This window comes from Shinella zoogloeoides (assembly GCF_020883495.1).
Taxonomy (GTDB): domain Bacteria; phylum Pseudomonadota; class Alphaproteobacteria; order Rhizobiales; family Rhizobiaceae; genus Shinella; species Shinella zoogloeoides.
In genome coordinates this window covers 1,841,899-1,864,919 of record NZ_CP086610.1, presented here as the reverse complement: position 1 = coordinate 1,864,919, position 23,021 = coordinate 1,841,899, and the positions used below count along the sequence as shown (strand labels likewise).

Here is a 23,021-nt window from a genome sequence, read left to right as displayed (position 1 = left end):
CCACAATTTCGTCCCCTCCGGGTCGGAAAACGGCGTAAATAACTGACGACGTAATGCAGAAACAGACAGGTGGCCGCGTGATCGATCCCTACGCCATGCTCGGACTTGAGCGCGATGCCGACGACGGCGCCATCAAGAGCGCCTACCGCAAGGCCGCCAAGGGCATGCATCCCGATTCGGGCGGCGATGCCGACCAGTTCGCCCGCCTGCAGGCCTGCTACGACCTGCTGCGCGACCCCGTGCGCCGAAAGGTCTTCGACGACACCGGCTTCGACCCGCAGCTCGCCGATCCGCGCGACCTCAAGGGCCTGATGCTGCTCGAACCGCTGGTCAACGACGTCATCCTCGACGAGCGCGAGCCGGGCAGCTTCGATCCGCTGGCGGCGATGCGCCGCAAACTCTCCGACGACATCGTCAAGAGCCGCTTCCACATCCTCGAGCTGGAGCGCCACCGCAACCGCGTGCGCCAGCATATCGACCGCCTCGGCCGCAAGGCCGGCACGGATTTTCTGGGCTCCATGCTGCGCGCCCGCTCGCAGTCGATCACCGAGGCGATCCGCAATGCGGAAGGGCAGATCCAGGCCATCGAGCAGGCCTATACCATGCTGGAAGGCTATTCCTACGAACTGGCCGCGGCGTTGGAGCCCCTGAAGGGCGAGGCGGCGGAATAGGCCGCCTGCACCGCCGGGATGTTTACTGTCCCGGCCGCCCTGTCTTGCCCTTGGTGCGCCCCTTGCGCTTGGCCTCCGCCGGGTCTTCGTAACTCCCTACACCGATTTTCTCCCGGCGAACCGGCTTCGGTTCATCGGGCAGGGGCGCGGTGCGCTTCTTGGTGGAGAGGGTCTCGTCCGGGCGCTCCGGCAGGTCGCCGGTAACAGGTTTTTCGGTGCGGCCGACAGTCATTTCGTCGAGGGTGTTTTTGCGGAAGAGGGACTTGCCGGCCGGTGTGGCGACGTCGCGGCCCATCTCGTCGAGGTCCGGCTTGCGGAAGAGCGGACGTTCGGTGTCGGTGCCGGGGCCCATGTCGTCCAGAGACGGTTTCTGGAAGAGGGATTTCGACGGTTCATTTCTCGCGCCGCCCTTTGCGCTTTCGGCGCTCGACGCCGCTCCTTTGGTTTTCCCCCTTGCGCCTTCGGCACTCGACGCCTCCTGGCGTGCCATCGGGTCGTCCATGACGGCGAGTTCGGCGGCCTTGAGGCGCTTGATCTCGTCGCGGATGCGGGCGGCGGCTTCGAAGTCGAGGTCGGCGGCGGCGTCGCGCATCTGTTTTTCGAGCGCTTCGAGATGGGCCTTGAGGTTGTTGCCGACGAGGTGGCCGGCATCCGCAAAGCCTTTGCCGGAGACGCCGGAAATGTCGGCGCGGACGTGGTCGCGCTCGTAGACGCTGTCGAGGATGTCGGAGATTTTCGCCTTCACGGATTCCGGGGTGATGCCGTTCGCCTCGTTATAGGCGACCTGCTTTTCACGGCGGCGGGTCGTCTCGTCCATGGCGCGCTGCATGGAGCCGGTGATCTGGTCGGCATAGAGGATGACCTTGCCGTCGACGTTTCGCGCCGCGCGGCCGATGGTCTGGACCAGAGAGGTTTCCGAGCGCAAAAAACCTTCCTTGTCGGCGTCGAGGATGGCGACGAAGCCGCATTCGGGAATGTCGAGGCCTTCGCGCAGCAGGTTGATGCCGACGAGCACGTCGAAGGCGCCCAGGCGAAGATCGCGGATGATCTCGATGCGCTCCAGCGTGTCGATGTCGCTGTGCATGTAGCGTACGCGCACGCCCTGCTCGTGCAGGTATTCGGTAAGATCTTCGGCCATGCGCTTGGTGAGCACGGTGACGAGGGTGCGGTAGCCGGCGGCGGCGGTCTCGCGGATTTCGCCGAGAACGTCGTCCACCTGGCTTTTCGCCGGGCGCACCTCGACCGGCGGGTCGATGAGGCCGGTCGGGCGGATGACCTGTTCGGCGAAGACGCCGCCGGACTGCTCCAGTTCCCAGCCGCCGGGCGTCGCCGAGACGGCGATCGTGTCCGGGCGCATGGCGTCCCATTCCTCGAAGCGCAGCGGGCGGTTGTCCATGCAGGAGGGCAGGCGGAAGCCGTATTCGGCCAGCGTCGCCTTTCTGCGGAAGTCGCCCCGGTACATGGCGCCGATCTGCGGGATCGTGACGTGGCTTTCGTCGATGAAGATCAAGGCGTTGTCGGGGATGTATTCGAAAAGGGTCGGCGGCGGCTCGCCGGGGCGGCGGCCGGTGAGGTAGCGCGAATAGTTCTCGATGCCGGCGCAGGAGCCGGTGGCCTCCAGCATTTCCAGGTCGTAGCGCGTGCGCTGCTCCAGGCGCTGGGCCTCGAGCAGGCGGCCGGCCTTTTCCAGCTCGACGAGGCGGTGCTTCAGCTCCTCGCGGATGGCCTTGATGGCGCCATTGAGAGTGGGGCGCGGGGTGACGTAGTGGCTGTTGGCGTAGATTTTCACCGATTTCAGGTCGCCGGTCTTCTGGCCGGTCAGCGGGTCGAATTCGGTGATGGCGTCGATCTCGTCGCCGAACATGGAGATGCGCCAGGCGGCATCCTCAAGGTGGGCGGGGAAGATTTCGATGGTGTCGCCGCGCACGCGGAAGGAGCCGCGCTGGAAATCCATCTCGCGGCGCTTGTATTGCTGGGCGACGAGGTCGGCGAGGAGCTGGCGCTGGTCGAGTCGTTCGCCCACCTCCATCTGGAAGGTCATGGCGGTGTAGGTCTCGACCGAGCCGATACCGTAGATGCAGGAGACCGAGGCGACGATGATGCAGTCGTCGCGCTCCAGCAGCGAGCGCGTCGCGGAGTGGCGCATGCGGTCGATCTGCTCGTTGATCGAGCTTTCCTTCTCGATGAACGTATCGGAGCGCGGCACATAGGCTTCCGGCTGGTAATAATCGTAGTAGGAGACGAAATATTCGACCGCGTTGTCGGGGAAGAAGTTCTTGAACTCGCTGTAGAGCTGGGCGGCCAGCGTCTTGTTCGGCGCGAGGATGACGGCGGGGCGCTGGGTTTCCTCGATCACCTTGGCCATGGTGAAGGTCTTGCCCGAGCCAGTGACGCCGAGCAGCACCTGGCTGCGCTCGCCGGAGGAGAGGCCGCCGACGAGATCGCCGATGGCGGTGGGCTGGTCGCCCGCCGGCTTGTATTCGCTGACCATGCGGATGGGGATGCCGCCCTCGGATTTTTCCGGGCGGGCGGGGCGGTGCGGCGTCCAGGGCTTGCCGTCCTTGAACAGCGGGTTGCCGCTCTCGATGAGCGCCGAAAGCGCCTCCACCGTGGCGGTGACGGCCGTGCCGGCGCTGAGGGTGGCGGCGTCTTCCAGCGAGACGTCGAGGCCGGAGACGGGATTGAGGCCGGCGGCGGCGCGGGTCTTCGGATCGGACGATGCGCCGATGGAGACGCCGCGGGAGGTTTTCGTGGCTGTTACCTGTTCGGTGTGGCGGCGTGCGGCGTTCTCCACCGTCTTGCGGTGCTTGCCCGCCTTGGAGGCGACCTCGCGGCGGCTTTCGATGCCGGAGGCTTCCGCCTCGGCCTCGAGCTGCTTCACCCAGTCGGAGACGCTGCCGCTGAGCGGCGCGCCTTCGAAGTCGGACTGGGGGGCTTCCTCGAAACCGGGGTTCGAGGCGGAGGGTTTTTTCGGAGATCTGGCCATGCGGGGAATATGGCGAGAGTCATGCCGAAAGAAAAGAGGGGATGAGTACAAAAGGGAAACGAATTTTCGTGCCGGGCGAATGCGCTACGGGCTGCCGGCCGCGGCCTGCTGGAAGCGTGCGGCGTGCTGGTCGAGCCAGCGCGGAATCTCGGCGGCGGCCATGGGGCGGGCGAAATAGTAGCCCTGGGCGTGGCGACAGCCGAGTATGCGCAGCACCTCCGCCTCCTCCTCGCTTTCCACGCCCTCCACGACGATATCGATGGAGAGCGCCCGGCCGATGCCGACGAGCGCGGCGATGAGGGCCTGGTTCTCGCGGCTCCTGGCAAGGCCGGTGACGAAGCTGCGGTCGATCTTTAGACGGTCGATATGCAGGCTGACGAGATAGGCCAGCGAGGAATGGCCGACGCCGAAATCGTCGACGGCGAGGCGGAAGCCGGCGGCTTCCAGGCGGGCCAGTTCCGCGCCGGCGGCCTGGGTGTCGAGCGTCGCCTCCTCGGTGATCTCGATCTCCATCAGGGCCGGGGAGACCTCGTGTGTGCGGGCGATCTCGATCAGCAGGTGGGACAGGGTGTCGCCGGAGAATTCGCGCGGGGAGACGTTCACCGCGACGGCCGCTTCCGGCAGGCCGAGGCGGGGCAGGGTGCGCAGCAGCTCGGCGGCCCGGGTGGCGACATAGCCGGTCAGCGCCGTGGAGATATGCAGCGCATGGGCGGCGCGCACGATATCCGGCGGGGCGACCGGGCCGAGTTCGGGATGCGACCAGCGCAGCAGGGCCTCGAAGCCGATGACGGCGCCGCCGGCAAGCGCCACCTGCGGCTGGAACACCACCTGCAACTGCCGGCTCTCGACGGCCTCCGCCAGCGTCGCCTCGATGAGGCGCTGACGCTCGATGCGGGCCTTCAGTTCCGGGTTGAACAGGCCGAGGCGGCGGCGTCCGCCTTCCTTGGCGGCGTAGAGCGCGATGTCGGCGCTGGCGAAGAGCGCGTCCGCCGTCTCGCCGTGCTGCGGATGCAGGGCGAGGCCGGCGCTGGCGCCGACGGTGACGGGTCGGCCGCCGATGAGGATGGGGTCGCCGGCCAGCCGCACGATGCCTTCGCCGATCTCGCGCCCGCGCGCTTCGGCCGCCTTGCCGTCGACGATGACGGCGAATTCGTCGCCGCCGAGGCGCACGACGGTATCGGTCGGGCCGGTGAGGCTGGCGAGGCGGCTGGCGATCTCGACCAGCACCGCATCGCCCGCGCCGTGGCCCATCGTGTCGTTGATCGCCTTGAAGCGGTCGAGGTCGATGGCGAGCAGGGCGAGCCGGTCGGGCTGCACGCCGCTCGAAAGCAGGCCGCGCAGGCGCTGGTTGAAGAGCGCGCGGTTGCCGAGGCCGGTCAGCGGGTCGCGGTTCGCAAGCGAGGCGAGCTGGTGGTAGGACTGGCGGATTTCCGCATTGGCGTCGGACAGCGAGGCGGCGAGCGCCACGGCCTTCAGCCGGTCGATCTGGCTGCGGATGAAGCCCGCCTCGCTGAGCTGGCTGGCGCGCAGCATCATGATCGCGAGCAGCAGCGCGTCGGCGGCGATGACGAAGGCTTCCGTCGTGCCGGCGATCAGCAGCGAGACGAAGGCGGCGGCGAGCGGCGGGCCGGAGAAGAGCAGGGCGGTGCGGGCATAGGCGGTGCTCTGCATCAGCGAGCCGGCGCAGATGCCGCCGATGATGAAGATGAGATAGGGGTTGAGCCCTTCCGCCCCGTGCGCCGCGCCGATGAAGGGCGGCAGGCTCCAGGCGAGGCCGCCGCCGATGGCGCCGAGCGAGAGCACGCCGAGCGCGCGCCTCGGCCGCTCCACCGCGCAGTTCAATCGGCGGACGATGCGCACGCCGATATAGCGTGCGAGATTGATCGCCAGCACGGCGGCGAGCCACAGCAGGACCTGGACATTCGGCCCGTCGAGCCAGAGCACGGCGGCGGTCGTCGCGGCAAGGAAACTGTTGGCGACGAGCGACAGCACGACGCCGTCCAGCAGGGAGAGCGCCTGCGCGGACAGGATCTGGCGTCTTGTCGGTTCATCCGCCGGCATCAGCCGGCTTGCATCGCTCATTCGTGTTTCCGGCCTGAAGGGGCGCCGCCTTGCGGACGTGTTGCGGCTCAACGTGGATGGTGGGTGGGCGGGCATAAGATTGTCTTAACGGGGGATCGCGAGAATCCATGAGGCCCGGACTTGACGGCGGCGATGGTCCGGCTATCCCGGTGGGAGCTTTCTCCTGTCAGGATTCGCCGATGCCCTTCAGCCTCAATCCCGCGGCCGTCTGGCCGATCGTGCTGCTCTGCCTCTCCAACGTCTTCATGACCTTCGCCTGGTACGGGCACCTCAAGTTCAAGTCCGCGCCGCTCTTCATCGCCATCCTGGCGAGCTGGGGCATCGCCTTCTTCGAATATTGTCTGGCGGTGCCGGCAAACCGCATCGGCCATGAGGTCTATTCGGCCGCGCAGCTCAAGACGATCCAGGAGGTCATCACCCTGCTGGTCTTCGCCGGTTTCTCCGTGTTCTGGCTGAAGGAAAGCCTGACCTGGAACCACGCCATCGGCTTCATGCTGATCGCCGCCGGTGCGGCTTTCGTCTTCAAGGGCTGATCGGGCTATTCGACCGGAACGGGCGTCGGGTGGCCGTTCAGGTCGAGCGCGACCATGACGAAGGTCGCGGCCGTTACCTTTTCCAGCGTGGTCGTGAGATAGCGCTGCGCCCAGGCCTCGACGGTGAGCGTGATCGACGTGCGGCCGACGCGGGCGATGTCCGTGTAGATGCTGAGCGTATCGCCAATCTTGACCGGAAGCTGGAAGGCCATTTCCTTGACCGCGGCGGTGACGACGCGGCCCTGCGCGCGCTCGGCGGCACGGATGCCCGAGGCAAGGTCCATCTGCGCCATGACCCAGCCGCCGAAAATGTCGCCGGCCGCGTTGGCGTCGCCCGGCATGGCGAGCGTGCGCAGGGTGAGCTGGCCGTTCGGCGTCTTGCTGTCGGTCATGCGATGTCCTCTCCTCTTTCCTTCGGTCTAGCCGAATGCGGGCCGGGGAGAAAGAGGGCCGCCGCCCCCGGGGCACGTGGACACGAGTATTCCCGACCATCAAAATTTGATGATTGTAATTTTAGACGTTCTTAAAGGGTTTTCGGGATTTTCGACCTTGAGGGGCGCCATGCTCCTGAAGTCGGGGAGAGTCCGTTGAAGAATTTCAGAATATCCACGCGCCTGTCGTTGCTTGTCGGCCTCGCCTTGACCATCTTCGCCGCCGCGCTCGTCTACAGCCTTTACCACTATCAGGATGCGATGGTCGCCGAGCGCAAGTCCAAGCTTGCCGCCATGGACGAGAACATGCTGACGCTCTTCAAGTATTACCACGAGCTTGAGACCGCCGGCACGCTGACGCGCGAGGAAGCGCAGGCGCGGGCGAAGGATGCCGTGCGGGCGCTGCGCTACGAGAACAGCGGCTATTTCTGGATCAACGACATGAACGCCGTGATCGTCATGCACCCGATCAAGCCGGCGCTCGACGGTACGGACCAGTCCGGCATGGCGGACCCGACGGGCAAGCACATCTTCACCGAATTCGTGAAGGCCGTGAAGGCCAGCCCGACCGGGCAGGATTTCGTGGATTACTACTGGCCGAAGCCGGGCTTCGAGGAGCCGGTGCTGAAATATTCCCATGTCGCGGGCTTCGCGCCCTGGGGCTGGATCGTCGGCACGGGCGTCTATGCGGATGACCTTGCGGCCATGTTCCGCCGCAACGCCATCGGCATGGCGATCATCCTGGCCGGTGGCGGCCTTGCCATCATCCTTGCCGCCTATGCCATCGTGAAGAGCGTGACCCGGCCGATCCTGCGGCTCAACGCCTCTATGCAGGCCATCGCCGAGGAGGATGTTTCCAGCGAGGTGCCGGAGACCGACCGCAAGGACGAGATCGGCGAGATGGCGAAGGTGGTCTCGATCCTGCGCGACTCCGTTGCCGAGCGTGCGCAAATGCGCATCCGCGAGGGCGAGCAGCAGGCGCGGCTCGATGCCGAGCGCAGCGAGGGCGAACGCCGCCAGCGCTCCGTCAGCCAGAGCCAGGCCGACGCCATGCACACCGTCGGCGAGGCGCTGGAGCGTCTTGCCAATGGCGACCTCACGGTCTCCATCGATGCCATCGCGCCGGAATATGCCAAGCTCCGCGAGGACTTCAACCGGGCGGTGGATGCGCTCTCCAGCGTCATCAACGCCATCGCCCACTCCACCGACATCGTGCATGGTAGCGCCTCGGGTATCGCGGAGGCGGCCAACAACCTGTCGCACCGCACCGAGCAGCAGGCCGCTTCCCTCGAGGAGACCGCGGCGGCGCTCGACGAGATCACCGCGACGGTGCGCAACGCCTCCGACCGTGCGGCCGAGGCGAGCCGCATGGTGACCGAGACGACGCAGTCGACAAGCCGTTCCGGCACCATCGTGCGTGACGCCGTTTCCGCGATGAGCCGCATCGAGGATGCGTCCAGCCGCATCAGCCAGATCATCGGCGTCATCGACGAGATCGCCTTCCAGACCAACCTTCTGGCGCTCAATGCCGGTGTCGAGGCGGCGCGGGCGGGCGAGGCGGGCAGGGGCTTTGCGGTCGTTGCGCAGGAGGTGCGCGAGCTTGCCCAGCGTTCGGCCAATGCGGCCAAGGAGATCAAGGGCCTGATCAGCAACTCGGCCGCCGAAGTCGGCACGGGTGTCGCGCTGGTGCGCTCCACGGGCGATGCGCTGACCGAGATCGAGACGCTGGTGAACCGCGTCAACGAGCAGGTGACGTCCATCGCCACCTCCGCCCGCGAGCAGGCGACGGGTCTTGCCGAGGTCAACACGGCCGTCAACCAGATGGACCAGATGACCCAGCAGAATGCCGCCATGGTGGAAGAGACCAACGCCGCCGGCCAGACCTTGACCAAGGAAAGCGAGCATCTGCGCACGCTGCTCGGGAATTTCCGGCTGAACGCGGCCGCAACGGACCAGCGGCGGCGCGCCGCCTAGAGGCTCAACGCACCGTCCGAATCCTTGCCCCGGCGCTGCCAAGCGCCGGGGTTTTCGTATCCGGCGGGAACCATTCCTTTACCCTGTTGCGACAAAATCCTCTGGAAATGCAGGGCTGTCGGCCTGCGGTGCGGATTTTGCGCCCCTTGCGTCCGAATGCGGACAAAAGCGGCCTGCACCATCGCCGGACATGAACGTGCGAAACCGGGATCCGCATCGTGCGCAACCGGACGCCGGGCGGAAGTGACAATGGGTATTGCGTTTGTTTCTCGTCTCCGCAGGCCGCTTGGGCTGCTTGTCGCCCCGGCGATGCTGGCTGCCTGCTCCGGTGGTCTGATGCCGCCCGACGATATCGACGGCGGCGGCGTCAGCGCCATCCAGCCCGTCGAGGTCATTTCCCGCGTGCCAGCCGGCGAGGCGGGCGATACCGGCGGCGACGCGGCCTATGTCTCAAGCGAGCCTGTCGGCCAGGCCGGCGAAGCGAATGCCGCCATGGCGACGCCCGCGCGCCAGCAGAAGCGCCTGCCGATGATCGACAGCGACGAGGCGATGGGCATTTCCCAGCCTGTGCAGGCGTCTTCCGGCGTGCTGACCGTGCCCGAGGGCGGCGTCAACATGGACGCCGGGCTGGGCGTCGGGCGCGTCGAGGGCCTTGCGGAGGCGCAGGCCAACGAGATCGCCGAGGGCAATGCCAGCCAGGTGGTCGTCGGCGGCATCGGCACGGATACGCCGCAACAGGTCGGTGAGCCGATCCCGATGTCCGAGGGCGGTGCCGAACTCGGCGCGGCGGAGAGCGAGGGCTATCTGCGCGTGCCGGACAAGGCGACGACCCGCCGCCGGCAGGCGGTGGAGGGGGATCAGGTCGCGTTCCTGCCGCGGCTCAACGATCCGATGCAGGTGCCCGAAACGATGGGCGGCATGCCGGCCTCGGAAAAGGCCTGCCGGCAGCGGCTGGTCAAGCTCGGCGTGAAATTCCGCGACGTGCCGCGCATTTCCCGCGGCCGCTCCTGCGGCATCGACTGGCCGGTGGAGCTTTCGGGCCTTTCCGGCGGCATCCAGATCAAACCGGCCGCGCAGGTGAACTGCCGGATCACGGAAGCCTTCGCGCGCTGGGTGAAGCAGGAACTCGTGCCGTCCACCCGCACGCGCTATCTCTCGGGCGTCTCCGCCATCCACCAGATGTCGTCCTATTCCTGCCGCACCATGAATTCGCAGAAGGGGGCGGCCATGTCGGAACATGCCAAGGGCAACGCCATCGACGTCGGCAAGATCGTGCTGAAGACCGGCAAGACCATCGTCATCGAGAAGAAGGGCTTCTTCGCCTTCCGGGAGAAGGGGCTGCTGAAATCGGTGCGCGGCGATAGCTGCAAATATTTCTCCACCGTGCTCGGCCCGGGCAGCGACCGCTTCCACAAGGACCATTTCCATTTCGACCTGCGCGCCCGCAAGTCCGGCTACCGGCATTGCAGCCTGTAGACGCCTGAGCCGACGGCAAAAAAAGACCGGCGGGGCGCCGGTCGAAGAGGGCGGCAGGTGCGTTCGGCTCTGCCTGGAACTGTCACGTTCCGTTGTCCGCGCCGGGGGACGCCGGCGGGGATGCATGCGAGGCTTCCACGGGGAGGAAGCGGGCGGATGGGGCCGCCGGGGCGAGGCCGCAGCCCGACGCCGAGGGGGCGGCGTCGGGAAGGATCGGCAGGCGGGGCGCAGGCCGTTCCTTCGGTCTCGCCGGGAGAATGGTTGAAATCGATCACGGTTTGATGACAGTTGGCGGCCTGTCCGCGCGAATTCTCGCGAGTCGCCCCCGCGCGACGATCCTGCCGGGAGCCTTCCATGCCGCCCATTGCCGATCTCGTCCTCTTCGCCATCGCGCTTGCCGCCGCCGGGGTGGTTTCCGGCCTGCTGGCAGGCATCTTCGGCATTGGCGGCGGGGCGATCCTGGTGCCGGTCTTCTATCAGGTGTTCGGCTATCTCGACGTGCCGGATGCGGTGCGCATGCATCTGTCCATCGGCACCTCCATCGCCATCATCGTGCCGACTTCCATCCGCTCCTACACCTCGCACCGCAAGCGCGGCGCGGTCGATACCGCGCTCCTGAAGAGCTGGATCGTCGCGCTGCCGCTCGGGGCGGTGCTCGCCTCGGTCATCGCGGCGGTGATATCGAGCGTCGGCCTGCGCCTCGTCTTCGTCGCCATCGCGCTGCTGGTCGCCCTGCGCATGCTGTTCAACCGGGAAAGCTGGCGGGTGGGCGACACGCTGCCGACGGGGCTCGCCAACCAGATCGCGGGCGTCGTCATCGGCACGCTGTCCGGCCTCATGGGCATCGGCGGCGGCGTGCTCAACAACACCTACATGACCTCCTTCGGCCGGCCGATCCACCAGGCGGTGGCGACGTCCTCGGGCGTCGGCGTGCTCATCTCCATTCCCGGCATCATCGGCTATGTCTGGGCCGGCTGGGGCGCGGCGGGCCTGCCGCCCGGCTCCACCGGCTTCATCAACTGGATCGCCGTCGCCCTTATCGTACCCATCGCCCTCGTCGTCACGCCCTGGGGCGTCAAGCTGGCGCATTCGATGAGCAAGCGGCAGCTTGAAGTGGGCTTCGGCGTCTTCCTGCTGCTGGTGTCGTTGCGCTTCCTCGTCAGCATTTACGGGTAAGCGAATTTTTTCCCTGCGACGGGTGAAAATTGACGAAGGGCACGCCATATAGGGTGTCCTTCCGCACGTCTCTTCCTCTTTCCGGACCCTCCCATGGCGCCCATCGTTTCCATTCGCAATCTCACCAAGAGCTACGCAACGGGCTTTCAGGCGCTGAAGGGCGTCGACCTCGATATCGAGCAGGGGGAAATCCTCGCGCTGCTCGGGCCGAACGGCGCTGGCAAGACGACGATGATCTCGATCATCTGCGGCATCGTCACGCCGAGCGGCGGCAGCGTCACGGTGGCGGGGCACGATATCCTGCGCGATTACCGCAAGACGCGCTCCATCATCGGCCTCGTGCCGCAGGAACTGACGCTCGACGCCTTCGAGACGGTGTGGAACACGGTGGCCTTCTCGCGCGGCCTGCATGGCTGCAAGCCGGACCCGGCGCTGATCGAGCGCATCCTGAAGGACCTCTCGCTCTACGACAAGAAGGACACGGTGCTGCGCCATCTGTCGGGCGGCATGCGGCGGCGCGTACTGATCGCCAAGGCGCTGTCCTACGAGCCGAAGGTGCTGTTCCTCGACGAGCCGACGGCGGGCGTGGACGTGTCGCTGCGCAAGGACATGTGGCAGCTCGTCGAGCGCCTGCGCGCCTCCGGCGTCACCATCATCCTGACGACGCATTACATCGAGGAGGCGGAGGAGATCGCCGACCGCATCGGCGTCATCAACCATGGGAAGATCCTGCTGGTGGAGGAGAAGGAGGCGCTGATGGCCAAGCTCGGCCGCAAGCAGATGACCGTCGAGCTTGCCGAGCCGATCGCCGCCATTCCCGACGTGCTGTCGCCCTATGGGCTCACGCTGTCCGGCGAGGGGCAACGGCTCGTCTACGAATTCGACTCGTCCGGCGAGCGGACGGGTATCTCGTCGCTGCTCTCCGCGCTCTCCCAGTGCGGATTGCGGGTCAAGGACATCTCCACCGAGCAGAGTTCGCTGGAAGACATTTTCGTGGAACTGGTAGGGACAGGCAAATGAACTTCGAGGCGATCAAGTCCATCTACGCATTCGAGATGGCGCGCACGCGCCGCACGCTGCTGCAGAGCATCGTCTCGCCCGTCATCACCACCTCGCTCTATTTCATCGTCTTCGGCGCGGCCATCGGCTCGCGCATGCAGGAGGTGCAGGGCGTGCCCTATGGCGCCTTCATCGCGCCCGGCCTCATCATGCTCACGCTGCTCAACCAGTGCATCGGCAACGGCTCCTTCGGCATCTATTTCCCGAAATTCACCGGCACGATCTACGAGATCCTCTCCTCGCCGATCTCGATGCTGGAGATCGTCATCGGCTATGTCGGAGCGGCGGCGACCAAGGGGCTGATCGTCGGCACGATCATCCTGATCACGGCCTCGCTCTTCGTCGACATATCGATCAAGCATCCGGTCATGATGGTGCTGTTCTTCGTGCTGACGGCGGTGAGCTTCTCGCTGTTCGGCTTCATGATCGGCATCTGGGCGAAGGATTTCGAGCAGTTGAACATTTTCCCGATGCTGATCATCCCGCCGCTCGTCTTCCTCGGCGGCAGCTTCTACTCCATCGACATGCTGCCGCCCTTCTGGCAGGCCGTCAGCCACTTCAATCCCGTGCTCTACCTCGTCTCCGGCTTCCGCTGGAGCTTCTTCGAGATCGCCGACGTGAACCCCGTCGTCAGCCTCGTGACGGTGCTCGGCTTTCTCGTCGTGTGCCTGTCGATCACGGCCTGGATCTTCAAGACCGGGTACAAGCTGAAGAACTGAGGGTTCAGTCCTTCAGCCGCAATTCGTCGCGGGTGATCTCGATGGAGCCGAGGGTTTCCAGGAAACTCATGCCGAGGAGGCTCTGGTCGAGCCGGCCCTGCTCGGTGACCATGCCGCGGATCGTGCCGCGCAGGATGGGGCCGATGGCGACCTCGCGCAGCGTCACGGGCGCGGCGCGCGCCCGGCCGTTGGCGGTGGAGACCTCGATGGAGAAGACGAGGTTGTCCGGGTTTATGCCGAGACGCATGGCGTCGTCGTAGGACAGCACCACGGAGCTTGCCCCCGTATCCACCAGCATGCGCAGCGGCGTGCCGTCGATGGTCACGTCCGCCTCGAAATGGCCGGAGAGGCCCTTGTGGATGACGAGGATTTCCTCGCCGCTTGCACCGGTCGTCACGACGGCGCGGCCGGGGATCAGGCCGGCGGTCAGGCGGTTGCCGATTTCCTGCAGGTCGAAGCGATAGAGATAGGCGGTGGCGAGCGCGAGGATGAGGACCAGCCAGATGGCGGCCTGGCGCAGGCTCTCGCCCCATTGTCGACGGCTCGCCAGGATGCCGGCGGCCATCATCGTGCCGATGGCCGAAAGGGTGACGAGCCGGCCGAAGTCGTCGTTGTCGAGGCCGAGCGTGCGCCCGCCGTCATGGTTGAGGATGAGAAGGGCAAGACCGGCCGCGAGGATGCCGAGAAGGATATAGAGCCTCATGCCTCGCCGCGCTCCCGCGCCATGCGCGACCGCCGGGTCTCGCGACGCGGCTTGCGCTCGACGGTTTCGAGCCGGGCCGGCAGCGCGGCCATGATCGCGCGGCGCTCCTCCGGCGTGTAGAGCGTCCAGGCGCCGATTTCGTCGCGCGTGCGGCCGCAGCCGAAACAATATCCGGTCACCATATCGATCGAGCAGACGAGGATGCAGGGCGATTCCATCGGGTCTCCGGTCTCTGTCTTTTCAATATCGGTAGCTCAAAGCGCCAAGGCAAGGGAGAAGAGAACCGACATTTCCGCAAGCTGCTGCGTCGCGCCGATCGTATCGCCCGTATGGCCGCCGATCTTGCGCAGCGCAATACGGTTGAAGAGGAGGACGGCAAGCACGGCGGCGGCCGATGCAAGCGCGAAGGAGGCCACAGTGCCGTGCGGCAGGAGCAGCAGGGCGGATATCCCGATGCCGCTGGCGAGCGCGAAGAGCGTCGCGCTGTTTTCCGGTTCGCCGACCGAGGCGGCGACGCCGTCGCGGCGGGCCGGCGGCAGCAGCGACCAGTGCCAGACCATGGCGGTGCGGCTGGCGGCGGCGACGGCCAGCAGCGCCATGCCGAGGCCGGACGGGGTGAGGACCGCCGCGAGCGCGGCGATGGCGGCGGCGCGCAGGCCGAAGGAGAGAATGAGCGCCACGACGCCATAGGAGCCGGCGCGGCTGTCCTTCATGATGGCGAGTGCGCTGTCGCGGTCCCGCCCGCCGCCGATGCCGTCGGCGCTGTCGGAAAGCCCGTCCTCGTGCAGCGCGCCGGTGACGAGCACCTGCAGGGCGAGGGTGGAGATGGCGAGCAAGGCAGGCGGGGCATGGAAGGCCGAGAGCAGGGCGGCGAGCGCGGCCGCCGGCAGCACGATCAGCACGCCGGCAAGCGGGAAGGCCCGCACCGCGCGCGACAGCCTTCCGTCATAGCCGATGAAATGGCGCTGCGGCATCGGCACGCGCGAAAGGAAGGCGACGGAGCGTGCCGTGTCGTCGATGAAGTCCCGTATGCTCACCTTGAAAAGCCCCTCCTGGCAAAAGGCGACGGTGGCCGCCGCAAATGCGGTTGTCGGATTCGCGCCCTCGCTCTATTAAGCAGTTCCAGCGAAAGCGCGCAGCGGTTTTGCGTCCGCGATTGCGGAAAAGACCGCTGACGACACCAGACACCCGCCTTTGAAAAGCTCCAAGCAAGGAATTCCCCAAGATGAGTGCCAGCGGCCTGCCGTTCGATGATTTCCGTGAATTGCTGCGCAACCTTCCCGGCCCCGATTCGGCCGCGCTGGTGGCCGCGCGCGAACGGGATTCGCAGCTCACCAAGCCGCCGGGCGCGCTCGGCCGGCTGGAGGAGATCGCCTTTTGGCTCGCCGCCTGGACCGGCCGCGCGCCGGCCGTCACGCGCCCGCTGGTCGCCATCTTCGCCGGCAACCACGGCGTCACCAGGCAGGGCATCACGCCCTATCCGTCCTCCGTCACGGCGCAGATGGTGGAGAACTTCGCGGCCGGCGGCGCGGCGATCAACCAGATCTGCGTGGCGCACGACCTCGGCCTCAAGGTCTTCGACCTCGCGCTCGACTATCCGACCGCCGACATTACCGAGGAAGCGGCGCTTTCCGAGCGCGACTGCGCCGCCACCATGGCCTTCGGCATGGAAGCCGTCGCCGGCGGCACGGACCTCCTGTGCGTCGGCGAGATGGGGATCGGCAACACGACCATCGCGGCGGCGATCAACCTGGCGCTCTATGGCGGCACGGCGGAGGAATGGGTCGGCCCGGGCACCGGCTCTGAGGGCGAGGTTTTGCAGCGCAAGATCGCGGCCGTGAAGAAGGCCGTCGACCTGCACCGCGCGCATCTGTCCGATCCGCTGGAAGTGCTGCGCCGCCTCGGCGGCCGCGAGATCGCGGCCATGGCCGGGGCGATCCTTGCCGCCCGCATGCAGAAAATCCCCGTCATCATCGACGGCTATGTGGCGACGGCGGCCGGCGCCGTTCTTCGCGCGGCCAATCCCTCGGCGCTCGACCATTGCCTGATCGGCCATGTATCGGCCGAGCCGGGGCACCTGAAGTCCATCGAGAAGCTCGGCAAGACGCCGCTGCTGGCGCTCGGCATGCGGCTGGGCGAGGGCACCGGCGCGGCGCTGGCGGCCGGCATCGTCAAGTCGGCGGCGGCCTGCCATTCCGGCATGGCGACCTTCGTTCAGGCGGGCGTCAGCAACCGTTCGTAACGCCATGCCGGGAAAAAGCCCCAATGGCGTGAATTGAGAGCACGGCATGCCCGCGACAGGGCATGCCGGTGAAGAGAACGGGATTGTTGGAATGGGTCAGGCACCAATCGAGAAAAAGACGGGCTTCAGCCACCTGATCGCGGCTGCGACCTATTCGGCGGCCGGCGCGCGCCGGCTGCTCGGCGAGGCGGCCTTCCGGCACGAGCTGATCGCCTTCGTCGTCGCTATGGTGATCTTCACGGTCGTCGGCGCCTCGTTCTTCCAGTATGTGGCGATGGCGATCCTCTTCCTGCTGATGGTCGCCTTCGAGGCGCTGAACACGGCCATCGAGGAAATCGTCGACCGGGTGTCTCCGGAAATCTCGGAGATGGGCAAGCACTCGAAGGACCTCGGCTCCTTCGCCGTCTTCTGCCTGATCGTCGCCAATGCCGGCTTTGCCGGCTATGTGGTGATTTCGTCGTTCCTCTGAGGCCGGCCGTCAGGCGAAGCTTTTGCGGCGAGGGGCCACGGCCTGCGTTTCGCTGACGGCGGGCAGGCTCTGGAGCACGCGCTTGGCCGGCAGGATGGCGATGGCCTCGGTGCCTTCGCGCAGCTTGGACTTCAGGATGAATTCGCCATTGTGCTTGGCGAGGATCGCCTGGACGATGGGCAGGCCGAGGCCGGTGCCCTGCTCGGCGCTCTTGATGGCGATGGAGCCCTGGCCGAAGGCCGAGAGCACGACCGGGATTTCCTCTTCCGGAATGCCGGGGCCGTTATCCTTGATGGAGACATATTGTCCGCCGCCCGCCGTCCAGCCGGCCTTGACGGTAACTTCGCCGCCCTGCGGCGTGAATTTCACGGCATTCGACAGGAGGTTCAGGATGACCTGGCGCAGCGCCTTCTCGTCCGCCCAGACGGCGGGCATGTCGCTTTCGACCTGCTCGGTGATCGTGATGTTCTTGGCCCGCGCGCGAAGCTGCACCATGCCGATGCAATCCTCGGCGATATCGACGAGATGGACGGATTCTTCCGACAGGTCGTATTTGCCGGCCTCGATGCGCGAGAGGTCGAGAATCTCGTTGATGAGATTGAGGAGATGCTGACCGGAACGGTGGATATCCGAGGTATATTCCTTGTAGACCGGGTTGTTCAGCGGCCCTAGCACTTCCGTCGACATGACCTCGGAAAAGCCGAGAATGGCGTTCAGCGGCGTGCGCAGTTCGTGGGACATGGAGGCGAGGAAACGCGACTTGGCGAGGTTTGCCTCTTCCGCCCGGCGGCGCGCCTCGTCCGACATGGCCTTGGCCACTTCAAGCTCGGCGATCAGGTCGTCCTTCTCCGACTGGGAGGACAGGAGCTGCGCGCTGGTGTGGCGCAGGCGGCGCGTCATGAAGACGAGGAAGACGAGGGCGGCGGCGACGATGGCCGTCATGCCCACGGTTGCCGGCTCGGGGTGCAGCAGGGTGGAGACGGCGAGCGCGACGACCGTCGGCCCGAAGGCGCAGAGGATCGCATGGCGCAGCATGAGCGTGCCCATGGCCGTCACCGCCAGCGCCACGAGCAGCGAGGATCCCTTGTAGAATTCGAAGGAGACGCCGGAGCACTGGCTGCAATCCTGCAGGGCGAAGACCGCCCAGGCGATGCCCATGAGGAACTGTGTGGCAAGGAAGCGGCGCTGCCAGCGGTGTACGATCTCGCCGGTGATATCCTTGCCGCGCGCGCGGCGCGCGACGAGCATGCCGATGGCGTGCATGCTGAGTGCCAGCACGGCCCAGGCGAGAAGGGTGGCGTCCTGCGTGAGATAGAGGCCGACGGCCGCGATCAGCATGACGACCACGGGCACGGCGAGCGCGCCCTGCACGGCCGAATCGATGTGCAATTGCAGCATCTCGCGCTCGAAGCCCGGCGAATTGCCGGTCGCTGTCTGCAGCCGTTCACGGGTCGCGCGGACGGTCCGCGTGACAGCCTTGTTACGAAGGCTGCGCGACTTGTCGACAATGATCTTGTCGGTCGAGGTGCTGACGCCGGTACTCATCACGGATTGCAACTGTTGCGGACAGCATTGAAGTCTAGGGGGGAATCCTTAAGAAGATGCTGCCGCCTATAAACCATTTGCGAACCATTCCGGCATTTTCCATTACGTAAGGGCAATGGCGATCCGGCATGGATGCCGCGTCATCACTCCGGGGCAGGGACAGGCATCTTCATGGGGTTTACCAGACGCGCGCGCGATATCGGCACGGCCGTCGCGATCCTGGCGTTCACCGCGCTGATCGTGGCGCGTGTCGGTGGCGAGGGTGGCGAGACGATCACCGGCGCGGCGCGGGCGGCCGATGGCGATACGCTGACGCTCGGCGATCATCGCATCCGGCTGGCGGGTATGGATACGCCGGAGATGATGCAGGTATGCAAGCGGGACGGCGCGGACTGGCGCTGCGGCGTTGCCGCGCGCTCGCGGCTGGCCGAGCTTCTGCGGTCCGGCTCCGTCACCTGCCGCACGCAGGGCAGGGACAAGTATGACCGCTGGCTGGCGCGCTGTGAGGCCGGGGGCGGCGATCTCGGCGCGCGCATGGTGCGCGAAGGGCTTGCCGTCGCCTATGGCGACTACGAGGATGAGGAACGGTTCGCCAAGGCCGAGCGCAAGGGGCTTTGGGGCGCGGAGTTCGACATGCCGCAGCAATGGCGGCGGATGAACGGCCGGCCGCAGGAGGAGGCGCACGACGCGGAACCCGGCGTGCTCGGCGGCATTCTGGGAACATTGGGGCTGAAGTGACGGACGACACGATGGATGACGGTGGCCATGCCGGGGAGATCGCGGCGCTTCATGCGGCGATTTCCGCCTGCCGGGTCTGTCGCGATATGCCGGCGCGGGAAGGGGATGTCCTGCCGCACGAGCCGCGGCCGGTCGCCGTCCTCTCGGACAGGGCGCGCATTCTCATTGCCGGGCAGGCCCCGGGGCTTCGCGTGCATGAGAGCGGCCTGCCGTTCAACGATGCCTCGGGCGACCGGCTGCGCAACTGGCTGGATGTGACGCGGGAGGCGTTCTACACACCGGAAAAATTCGCCATCGTGCCGATGGGCTTCTGCTTTCCCGGCTACGACGCGCATGGCAGCGACCTGCCGCCGCGGCGGGAATGCGCGCCGCTCTGGCGCGCACGCGTGATGGCCGCCATGCCGCAGATCGAACTGGTGCTGGCAATCGGCCAATATGCGCAGGGCTGGCATCTCGGCGCGGCGCGGGCTTCGAGCATGACGGAGACCGTGCGCGACTGGCGCCGCCACCTCGGACGCAACGAGGGGCCGGCCGTGCTGCCGCTGCCGCATCCAAGCTGGCGCAACACCGGCTGGCTGAAGCGCAATCCATGGTTCGAGGAGGAGGTGTTGCCGGAGCTGCGAAATCGGGTGAAAACTCTGACGTCCTGAAATTTAATTCTTCCAATTCACCTATAAACGGGTGTATGAGGGAATTAAATTTTGTTTCGCGTCGTTCTGGACGCAAACAGCGACCGCACCGTCACCGGAAATGCCTTGGGGGAAATCATGGATCGTCTGGACCGCAAAATCCTGCGTCTTCTGCAGGAAGATTCCACGCTCGCCGTCGCCGACCTTGCCAAGAAGGTCGGTCTTTCGACCACGCCCTGCTGGCGGCGCATCCAGAAGATGGAAGAGGACGGCGTGATCCGCAAGCGCGTCGCGCTGCTCGACCCGGTGAAGATCAACACCAAGGTCACCGTCTTCGTCTCGATCCGCACCAATTCCCATTCGACGGAATGGCTGAAGCGCTTTTCCGAGGTGATCGTCGAGTTCCCGGAAGTCGTCGAGTTCTACCGCATGAGCGGCGAGGTGGATTACCTGCTGCGCGTCGTCGTGCCGGATATCGCTGCCTACGACGCCTTCTACAAGCGCATGATCGCCCGCATCGAGATCCGCGACGTCTCCTCCGCCTTTGCGATGGAGCAGATCAAGTACACGACCGAGCTTCCGCTCGACTACATGGTCGTGGACAACCAGAAGAGCGGCGAGGAATAGGTTCCTCTCAGGTTTCCGGCCGCTTGAAGTTGACGGCGAGCGTCTTCCAGGCGGCATAGGGCGCAAGCTCCGCCAGCCCCTTGAAGGGAGCGCACCGCACGACTGCGCGCACCGCGCTTGCGGCAAAGGCTTTCGTCGCCGGATCGCCGGCGACGGGGCCTTCTATCGTGGGGGAGCCGTCGAGTTCACCGCTCTCGGTCAGCGAGAATTTCACGCGCACCGTCCCGACATGGGCGGGGATGTCGGCCGGCATTGCCCAGCATCGGGCGATCTGCCGGTGCAGCGCCATGGCGAGCGCCGGTGTCGTATCCTCGGCCACCGCCGGTGCGGCGAGGGCGATGAGAGTTGCGAGGGCGGGCAGGGTGCGGCGCGGCACCCTATTTCCTTTCGAGCCGCGCCAGCAGCGAGGACGTATCCCAGCGGTTGCCGCCCATGTCCTGCACGTCGCCGTAGAACTGGTCGATGAGGGCGGTGGCGGGGAGTTTTGCGCCGTTGCGGCGCGCCTCGGACAGGATGATGCCGAGGTCCTTGCGCATCCAGTCGATGGCGAAGCCGAAATCGTATTTGCCGGCGAGCATCGTCTTGTGGCGATTGTCCATCTGCCAGGAACCGGCCGCCCCCTTGGAGATGACCTCGATCACCGCCTCCATGTCGAGACCGGCCTGCTTGCCGAAGTGGATGGCTTCGGCAAGGCCCTGCACGATGCCGGCGACGCAGATCTGGTTGACCATCTTGGCAAGCTGCCCCGCGCCCGCCGCGCCCATCAGGCCGACCATGCGGGCATAGGCGTCGATGACGGGCCGGGCGCGCTCGAAGGCCTCCGCCTCGCCGCCGCACATGACGGTGAGCACGCCGTTTTCCGCGCCGGCCTGGCCGCCGGAAACGGGAGCGTCGATGAAGTGGCAGCCCTTCGCCTTCGCGGCGGCGTCGAGTTCGCGGGCGACCTCGGCGGACGCCGTGGTGTTGTCGATGAGGATCGCGCCCGGCTTCAAGCCGTCGAGCACGCCGTCTTTCGCGATGGTGACGGAGCGCAGGTCGTCGTCGTTGCCGACGCAGGTGAAGACGAATTCGGCGTCGGCCGCGGCCTCCGCCGGGGTGCGGCAGGCCCTTCCGCCGAATTCGGCGGCCCATGCCTCCGCCTTGGCGAAGGTGCGGTTGTAGACCGCGACCTCATGGCCGCCCTTGACCTTCAGGTGGCCGGCCATGGGATAGCCCATGACGCCGAGGCCGATGAATGCAACTTTTGCCATGCTGAATCTCCTGCGGAATTTGGCAGGAGATGTAGCGGATGATCGATTTGCGCGAAAGTGTTTCCCGTCAGCCGCGATATTTCGCCAGCACCAGATGGCCGGGGATAGGCTCGCCTTCCTCCATGCGCACAGTGATGTCCGTCATCTCCACGAGGTCGAAGCCGGTTTCCTCGAGGCGCTGGCGCACATAATCGGCGGCATGGGCGAAGCGCTGGTGCGGGCCGACCATGAAGGGGCGGCCGGCGAAGGCCTCTTCCGGCAAGGTCTCGGAGGAGAAGATGAAGTGGCCGCCGGGCACGAGATTGTCGGCCGCCCCGAAGAAGAGGGGTTCCAGCGCGCCGAGATAAGGCAGCACGTCCGTCGCGGTGATGAGGTCGAAGGGATCGTCCTCGTTGTCGTCGAGGAAATCGACGGCCTCGGCGACGTAGAGCGTCTCGTAGAGGTCCTTGTCGTGGGCGATCTCGACCATGTTTTCGGAGAGGTCGACGCCGGTAATGTCCTCGGCCATGTCGCGCAGCGCGCCGCCCGTCAGGCCGGTGCCGCAGCCGAGGTCGAGCACGCGCTTGAAGCCGCCAAGGCCAAGCGCCTGGAAGCGCTGGCGCACCAGGAGCGGCACGCAATAGCCGAGCTGGTCGACGAGAACGTTGTCGAAGACTTCGGCATGCTGGTCGAAGAGGGTGGTGACATAGGCGTCGGGCGCCTTTTCCGGCGTGTCGCCGCGGCCCATCGAGGCAAGGCGCACGGCCGCGCCGCCATGGTCTTCCGGGTCGAGCGCCAGCACTTCGGCATAGGCCTTGGCGGCGGCGTCGAAATCGCCGGATTTTTCCAGCGAAAGGGCGCGGTTATAGGCTTCCGCGAGCGCATCTTCGTCGATCTTCTTCATGGGGCGTCTCTTAGGCCGCAAATAGCCGTTTATCAATCGCCGAAAGAGGCGCATGATCCCTGCCAAGACCAAAAAGACCATTGGGAGGAATGCCATGCCCGGCGATATGTCCCCGCCGTCGCTGTCCATCGATAGGAACCGTCCCCCGAGTCCCGCCCTGCCGGCGACGCCGATGGAGACGATCAACACCATGGTGCATTACTACCGCGGGGAGCTTGGCCGCATGGCCGGCTGGCGCGACCGCATCGACCGGACGACCAATTGGGCGATTACGGTGGTGGCGGCGCTGCTCTCGGTCTCGCTGTCGACGCCGACCTCGCACCATGGCGTGCTGCTCTTCGCCATCCTGCTGATAACGCTGCTCCTGATGATCGAGGCCCGGCGCTATCGTTTCTTCGACGTCTATCGCGCGCGGGTGCGCCAGCTCGAGCGGTTCTATTTCGCGGAAATCCTCAATCCGCGCGGCCAGCTTGCGCTCGACTGGGCCGAGCCCATCGCCAAGAGCCTCAGAAAGCCGGAATTCCTGATCAGCTACCGCGATGCAGCCTGTCGGCGGCTGCGGCGCAACTATTGCTGGATGTATCTCATCCTGCTTCTGGCCTGGGCGCTGAAGATCTCGTCCTCGACCCTGCAACGGCCGGCGACGGCGGGCAGGGACATGACGCTCGCCTTCGATCATGTGGTGGCCAATGCGGCGCTCGGGCCGGTGCCCGGCGGCGTGGTGATCGCGCTTGTTGCCCTGTTCTATGCCGTCGTCGCCTATTTCTCGTTCACGGTCAAAATGTCGGACAGCGAGCTTGCGCACGGGTCCGTTCACGTCTGAGGGCG

General features: G+C 66.2%; 23 protein-coding genes. 13 read left to right on the top strand and 10 right to left on the bottom strand.

Annotated features, from left to right (window positions below; translation table 11 throughout):
• Positions 1 to 53 precede the first annotated feature (53 nt).
• Positions 54 to 671 carry a J domain-containing protein gene (locus K8M09_RS09390; RefSeq protein WP_170299382.1) on the top strand — a complete coding sequence of 206 codons (618 nt, stop codon included), beginning with the start codon at positions 54 to 56 and terminating at the stop codon, positions 669 to 671.
• Positions 672 to 693: 22 nt separating this feature from the next.
• On the opposite strand, the gene uvrB is transcribed toward K8M09_RS09390, so the two are convergent.
• On the bottom strand, positions 694 to 3,657 hold the full coding sequence (uvrB, locus tag K8M09_RS09385) for an excinuclease ABC subunit UvrB (RefSeq protein ID WP_160784476.1): 2,964 nt from the start codon (positions 3,655 to 3,657) through the stop codon (positions 694 to 696).
• An 84-nt stretch (positions 3,658 to 3,741) separates the two neighbouring features.
• On the bottom strand, positions 3,742 to 5,739 hold the full coding sequence (locus K8M09_RS09380) for a putative bifunctional diguanylate cyclase/phosphodiesterase (RefSeq protein WP_160784475.1): 1,998 nt from the start codon (positions 5,737 to 5,739) through the stop codon (positions 3,742 to 3,744).
• A gap of 179 nt (positions 5,740 to 5,918) precedes the next feature.
• Between K8M09_RS09380 and K8M09_RS09375 the strand changes: the two genes are divergently transcribed.
• Entirely contained in the window at positions 5,919 to 6,272 is a 354-nt protein-coding gene (locus K8M09_RS09375; RefSeq protein ID WP_160784474.1) for a DMT family protein, read from the top strand.
• A 5-nt stretch (positions 6,273 to 6,277) separates the two neighbouring features.
• Here the strand turns inward: K8M09_RS09375 and K8M09_RS09370 are convergent, their stop codons facing one another.
• Positions 6,278 to 6,664 carry an acyl-CoA thioesterase gene (locus K8M09_RS09370; protein WP_160784473.1) on the bottom strand — a complete coding sequence of 129 codons (387 nt, stop codon included), beginning with the start codon at positions 6,662 to 6,664 and terminating at the stop codon, positions 6,278 to 6,280.
• 195 nt (positions 6,665 to 6,859) lie between these two features.
• Between K8M09_RS09370 and K8M09_RS09365 the strand changes: the two genes are divergently transcribed.
• The 5 genes from K8M09_RS09365 (at position 6,860) to K8M09_RS09345 (ending at position 13,107) form a co-directional block, all read left to right on the top strand.
• The gene (locus tag K8M09_RS09365; protein ID WP_160784472.1) at positions 6,860 to 8,677 is read left to right on the top strand and encodes a methyl-accepting chemotaxis protein; all 1,818 of its coding nucleotides are present in this window, start codon (positions 6,860 to 6,862) and stop codon (positions 8,675 to 8,677) included.
• Between the two features lie 255 nt (positions 8,678 to 8,932).
• Entirely contained in the window at positions 8,933 to 10,153 is a 1,221-nt protein-coding gene (locus K8M09_RS09360; protein WP_160784594.1) for an extensin-like domain-containing protein, read from the top strand.
• A 354-nt stretch (positions 10,154 to 10,507) separates the two neighbouring features.
• Entirely contained in the window at positions 10,508 to 11,329 is an 822-nt protein-coding gene (locus K8M09_RS09355; protein WP_160784471.1) for a sulfite exporter TauE/SafE family protein, read from the top strand.
• A gap of 93 nt (positions 11,330 to 11,422) precedes the next feature.
• Positions 11,423 to 12,349 carry an ABC transporter ATP-binding protein gene (locus tag K8M09_RS09350; RefSeq protein WP_160784470.1) on the top strand — a complete coding sequence of 309 codons (927 nt, stop codon included), beginning with the start codon at positions 11,423 to 11,425 and terminating at the stop codon, positions 12,347 to 12,349.
• Complete coding sequence (locus K8M09_RS09345) at positions 12,346 to 13,107, top strand: ABC transporter permease (RefSeq protein ID WP_160784469.1); 762 nt, start codon at positions 12,346 to 12,348, stop codon at positions 13,105 to 13,107. The genes K8M09_RS09350 and K8M09_RS09345 overlap by 4 nt, the downstream gene beginning before the upstream one ends.
• Positions 13,108 to 13,111: 4 nt before the next feature.
• Here the strand turns inward: K8M09_RS09345 and K8M09_RS09340 are convergent, their stop codons facing one another.
• From K8M09_RS09340 to K8M09_RS09330, 3 genes are read right to left on the bottom strand one after another with little or no spacing between them, the layout of a single operon-like run.
• On the bottom strand, positions 13,112 to 13,810 hold the full coding sequence (locus tag K8M09_RS09340; RefSeq protein ID WP_160784468.1) for a retropepsin-like aspartic protease family protein: 699 nt from the start codon (positions 13,808 to 13,810) through the stop codon (positions 13,112 to 13,114).
• Positions 13,807 to 14,028 carry a DUF1289 domain-containing protein gene (locus K8M09_RS09335; RefSeq protein WP_160784467.1) on the bottom strand — a complete coding sequence of 74 codons (222 nt, stop codon included), beginning with the start codon at positions 14,026 to 14,028 and terminating at the stop codon, positions 13,807 to 13,809. The genes K8M09_RS09340 and K8M09_RS09335 overlap by 4 nt, the downstream gene beginning before the upstream one ends.
• 36 nt (positions 14,029 to 14,064) lie before the next feature.
• Positions 14,065 to 14,847 carry an adenosylcobinamide-GDP ribazoletransferase gene (locus K8M09_RS09330; RefSeq protein WP_160784466.1) on the bottom strand — a complete coding sequence of 261 codons (783 nt, stop codon included), beginning with the start codon at positions 14,845 to 14,847 and terminating at the stop codon, positions 14,065 to 14,067.
• Between the two features lie 188 nt (positions 14,848 to 15,035).
• On the opposite strand from K8M09_RS09330, the gene cobT reads away from it, so the two are divergent.
• Both cobT and K8M09_RS09320 read left to right on the top strand, forming a co-directional pair.
• Positions 15,036 to 16,052, top strand: coding sequence for a nicotinate-nucleotide--dimethylbenzimidazole phosphoribosyltransferase (cobT, locus tag K8M09_RS09325; protein ID WP_160784465.1), 1,017 nt, complete (start codon positions 15,036 to 15,038; stop codon positions 16,050 to 16,052).
• Positions 16,053 to 16,143: 91 nt separating this feature from the next.
• Entirely contained in the window at positions 16,144 to 16,521 is a 378-nt protein-coding gene (locus tag K8M09_RS09320; RefSeq protein ID WP_160784464.1) for a diacylglycerol kinase, read from the top strand.
• Between the two features lie 9 nt (positions 16,522 to 16,530).
• Here K8M09_RS09320 and K8M09_RS09315 read toward each other — a convergent pair whose 3' ends face one another.
• Positions 16,531 to 18,066 (bottom strand): sensor histidine kinase, encoded by a 1,536-nt coding sequence (locus tag K8M09_RS09315; protein ID WP_160784463.1) that lies wholly within the window; start codon positions 18,064 to 18,066, stop codon positions 16,531 to 16,533.
• Positions 18,067 to 18,237: 171 nt separating this feature from the next.
• Between K8M09_RS09315 and K8M09_RS09310 the strand changes: the two genes are divergently transcribed.
• The 3 genes from K8M09_RS09310 to K8M09_RS09300 all read left to right on the top strand — a co-directional run bounded on the left by K8M09_RS09310 (position 18,238) and on the right by K8M09_RS09300 (position 20,060).
• The gene (locus K8M09_RS09310; protein ID WP_160784462.1) at positions 18,238 to 18,804 is read left to right on the top strand and encodes a thermonuclease family protein; all 567 of its coding nucleotides are present in this window, start codon (positions 18,238 to 18,240) and stop codon (positions 18,802 to 18,804) included.
• A gap of 11 nt (positions 18,805 to 18,815) precedes the next feature.
• On the top strand, positions 18,816 to 19,454 hold the full coding sequence (locus tag K8M09_RS09305) for a uracil-DNA glycosylase family protein (protein ID WP_160784593.1): 639 nt from the start codon (positions 18,816 to 18,818) through the stop codon (positions 19,452 to 19,454).
• Positions 19,455 to 19,571: 117 nt separating this feature from the next.
• Entirely contained in the window at positions 19,572 to 20,060 is a 489-nt protein-coding gene (locus K8M09_RS09300; protein WP_160784461.1) for an Lrp/AsnC family transcriptional regulator, read from the top strand.
• Between the two features lie 7 nt (positions 20,061 to 20,067).
• Here the strand turns inward: K8M09_RS09300 and K8M09_RS09295 are convergent, their stop codons facing one another.
• The 3 genes from K8M09_RS09295 to K8M09_RS09285 form a co-directional block, all read right to left on the bottom strand.
• Complete coding sequence (locus K8M09_RS09295) at positions 20,068 to 20,436, bottom strand: energy transducer TonB (protein WP_160784460.1); 369 nt, start codon at positions 20,434 to 20,436, stop codon at positions 20,068 to 20,070.
• Position 20,437: 1 nt separating this feature from the next.
• A complete protein-coding gene (locus K8M09_RS09290; RefSeq protein WP_160784459.1) occupies positions 20,438 to 21,310 on the bottom strand; it encodes an NAD(P)-dependent oxidoreductase in 873 nt (290 codons plus the stop codon).
• 67 nt (positions 21,311 to 21,377) lie between these two features.
• The gene (locus K8M09_RS09285; protein WP_160784458.1) at positions 21,378 to 22,193 is read right to left on the bottom strand and encodes a class I SAM-dependent DNA methyltransferase; all 816 of its coding nucleotides are present in this window, start codon (positions 22,191 to 22,193) and stop codon (positions 21,378 to 21,380) included.
• Between the two features lie 94 nt (positions 22,194 to 22,287).
• Here K8M09_RS09285 and K8M09_RS09280 point away from each other — a divergent pair, with 94 nt between their 5' ends.
• On the top strand, positions 22,288 to 23,016 hold the full coding sequence (locus tag K8M09_RS09280) for a DUF2270 domain-containing protein (RefSeq protein WP_206366637.1): 729 nt from the start codon (positions 22,288 to 22,290) through the stop codon (positions 23,014 to 23,016).
• Positions 23,017 to 23,021: the final 5 nt, after the last annotated feature.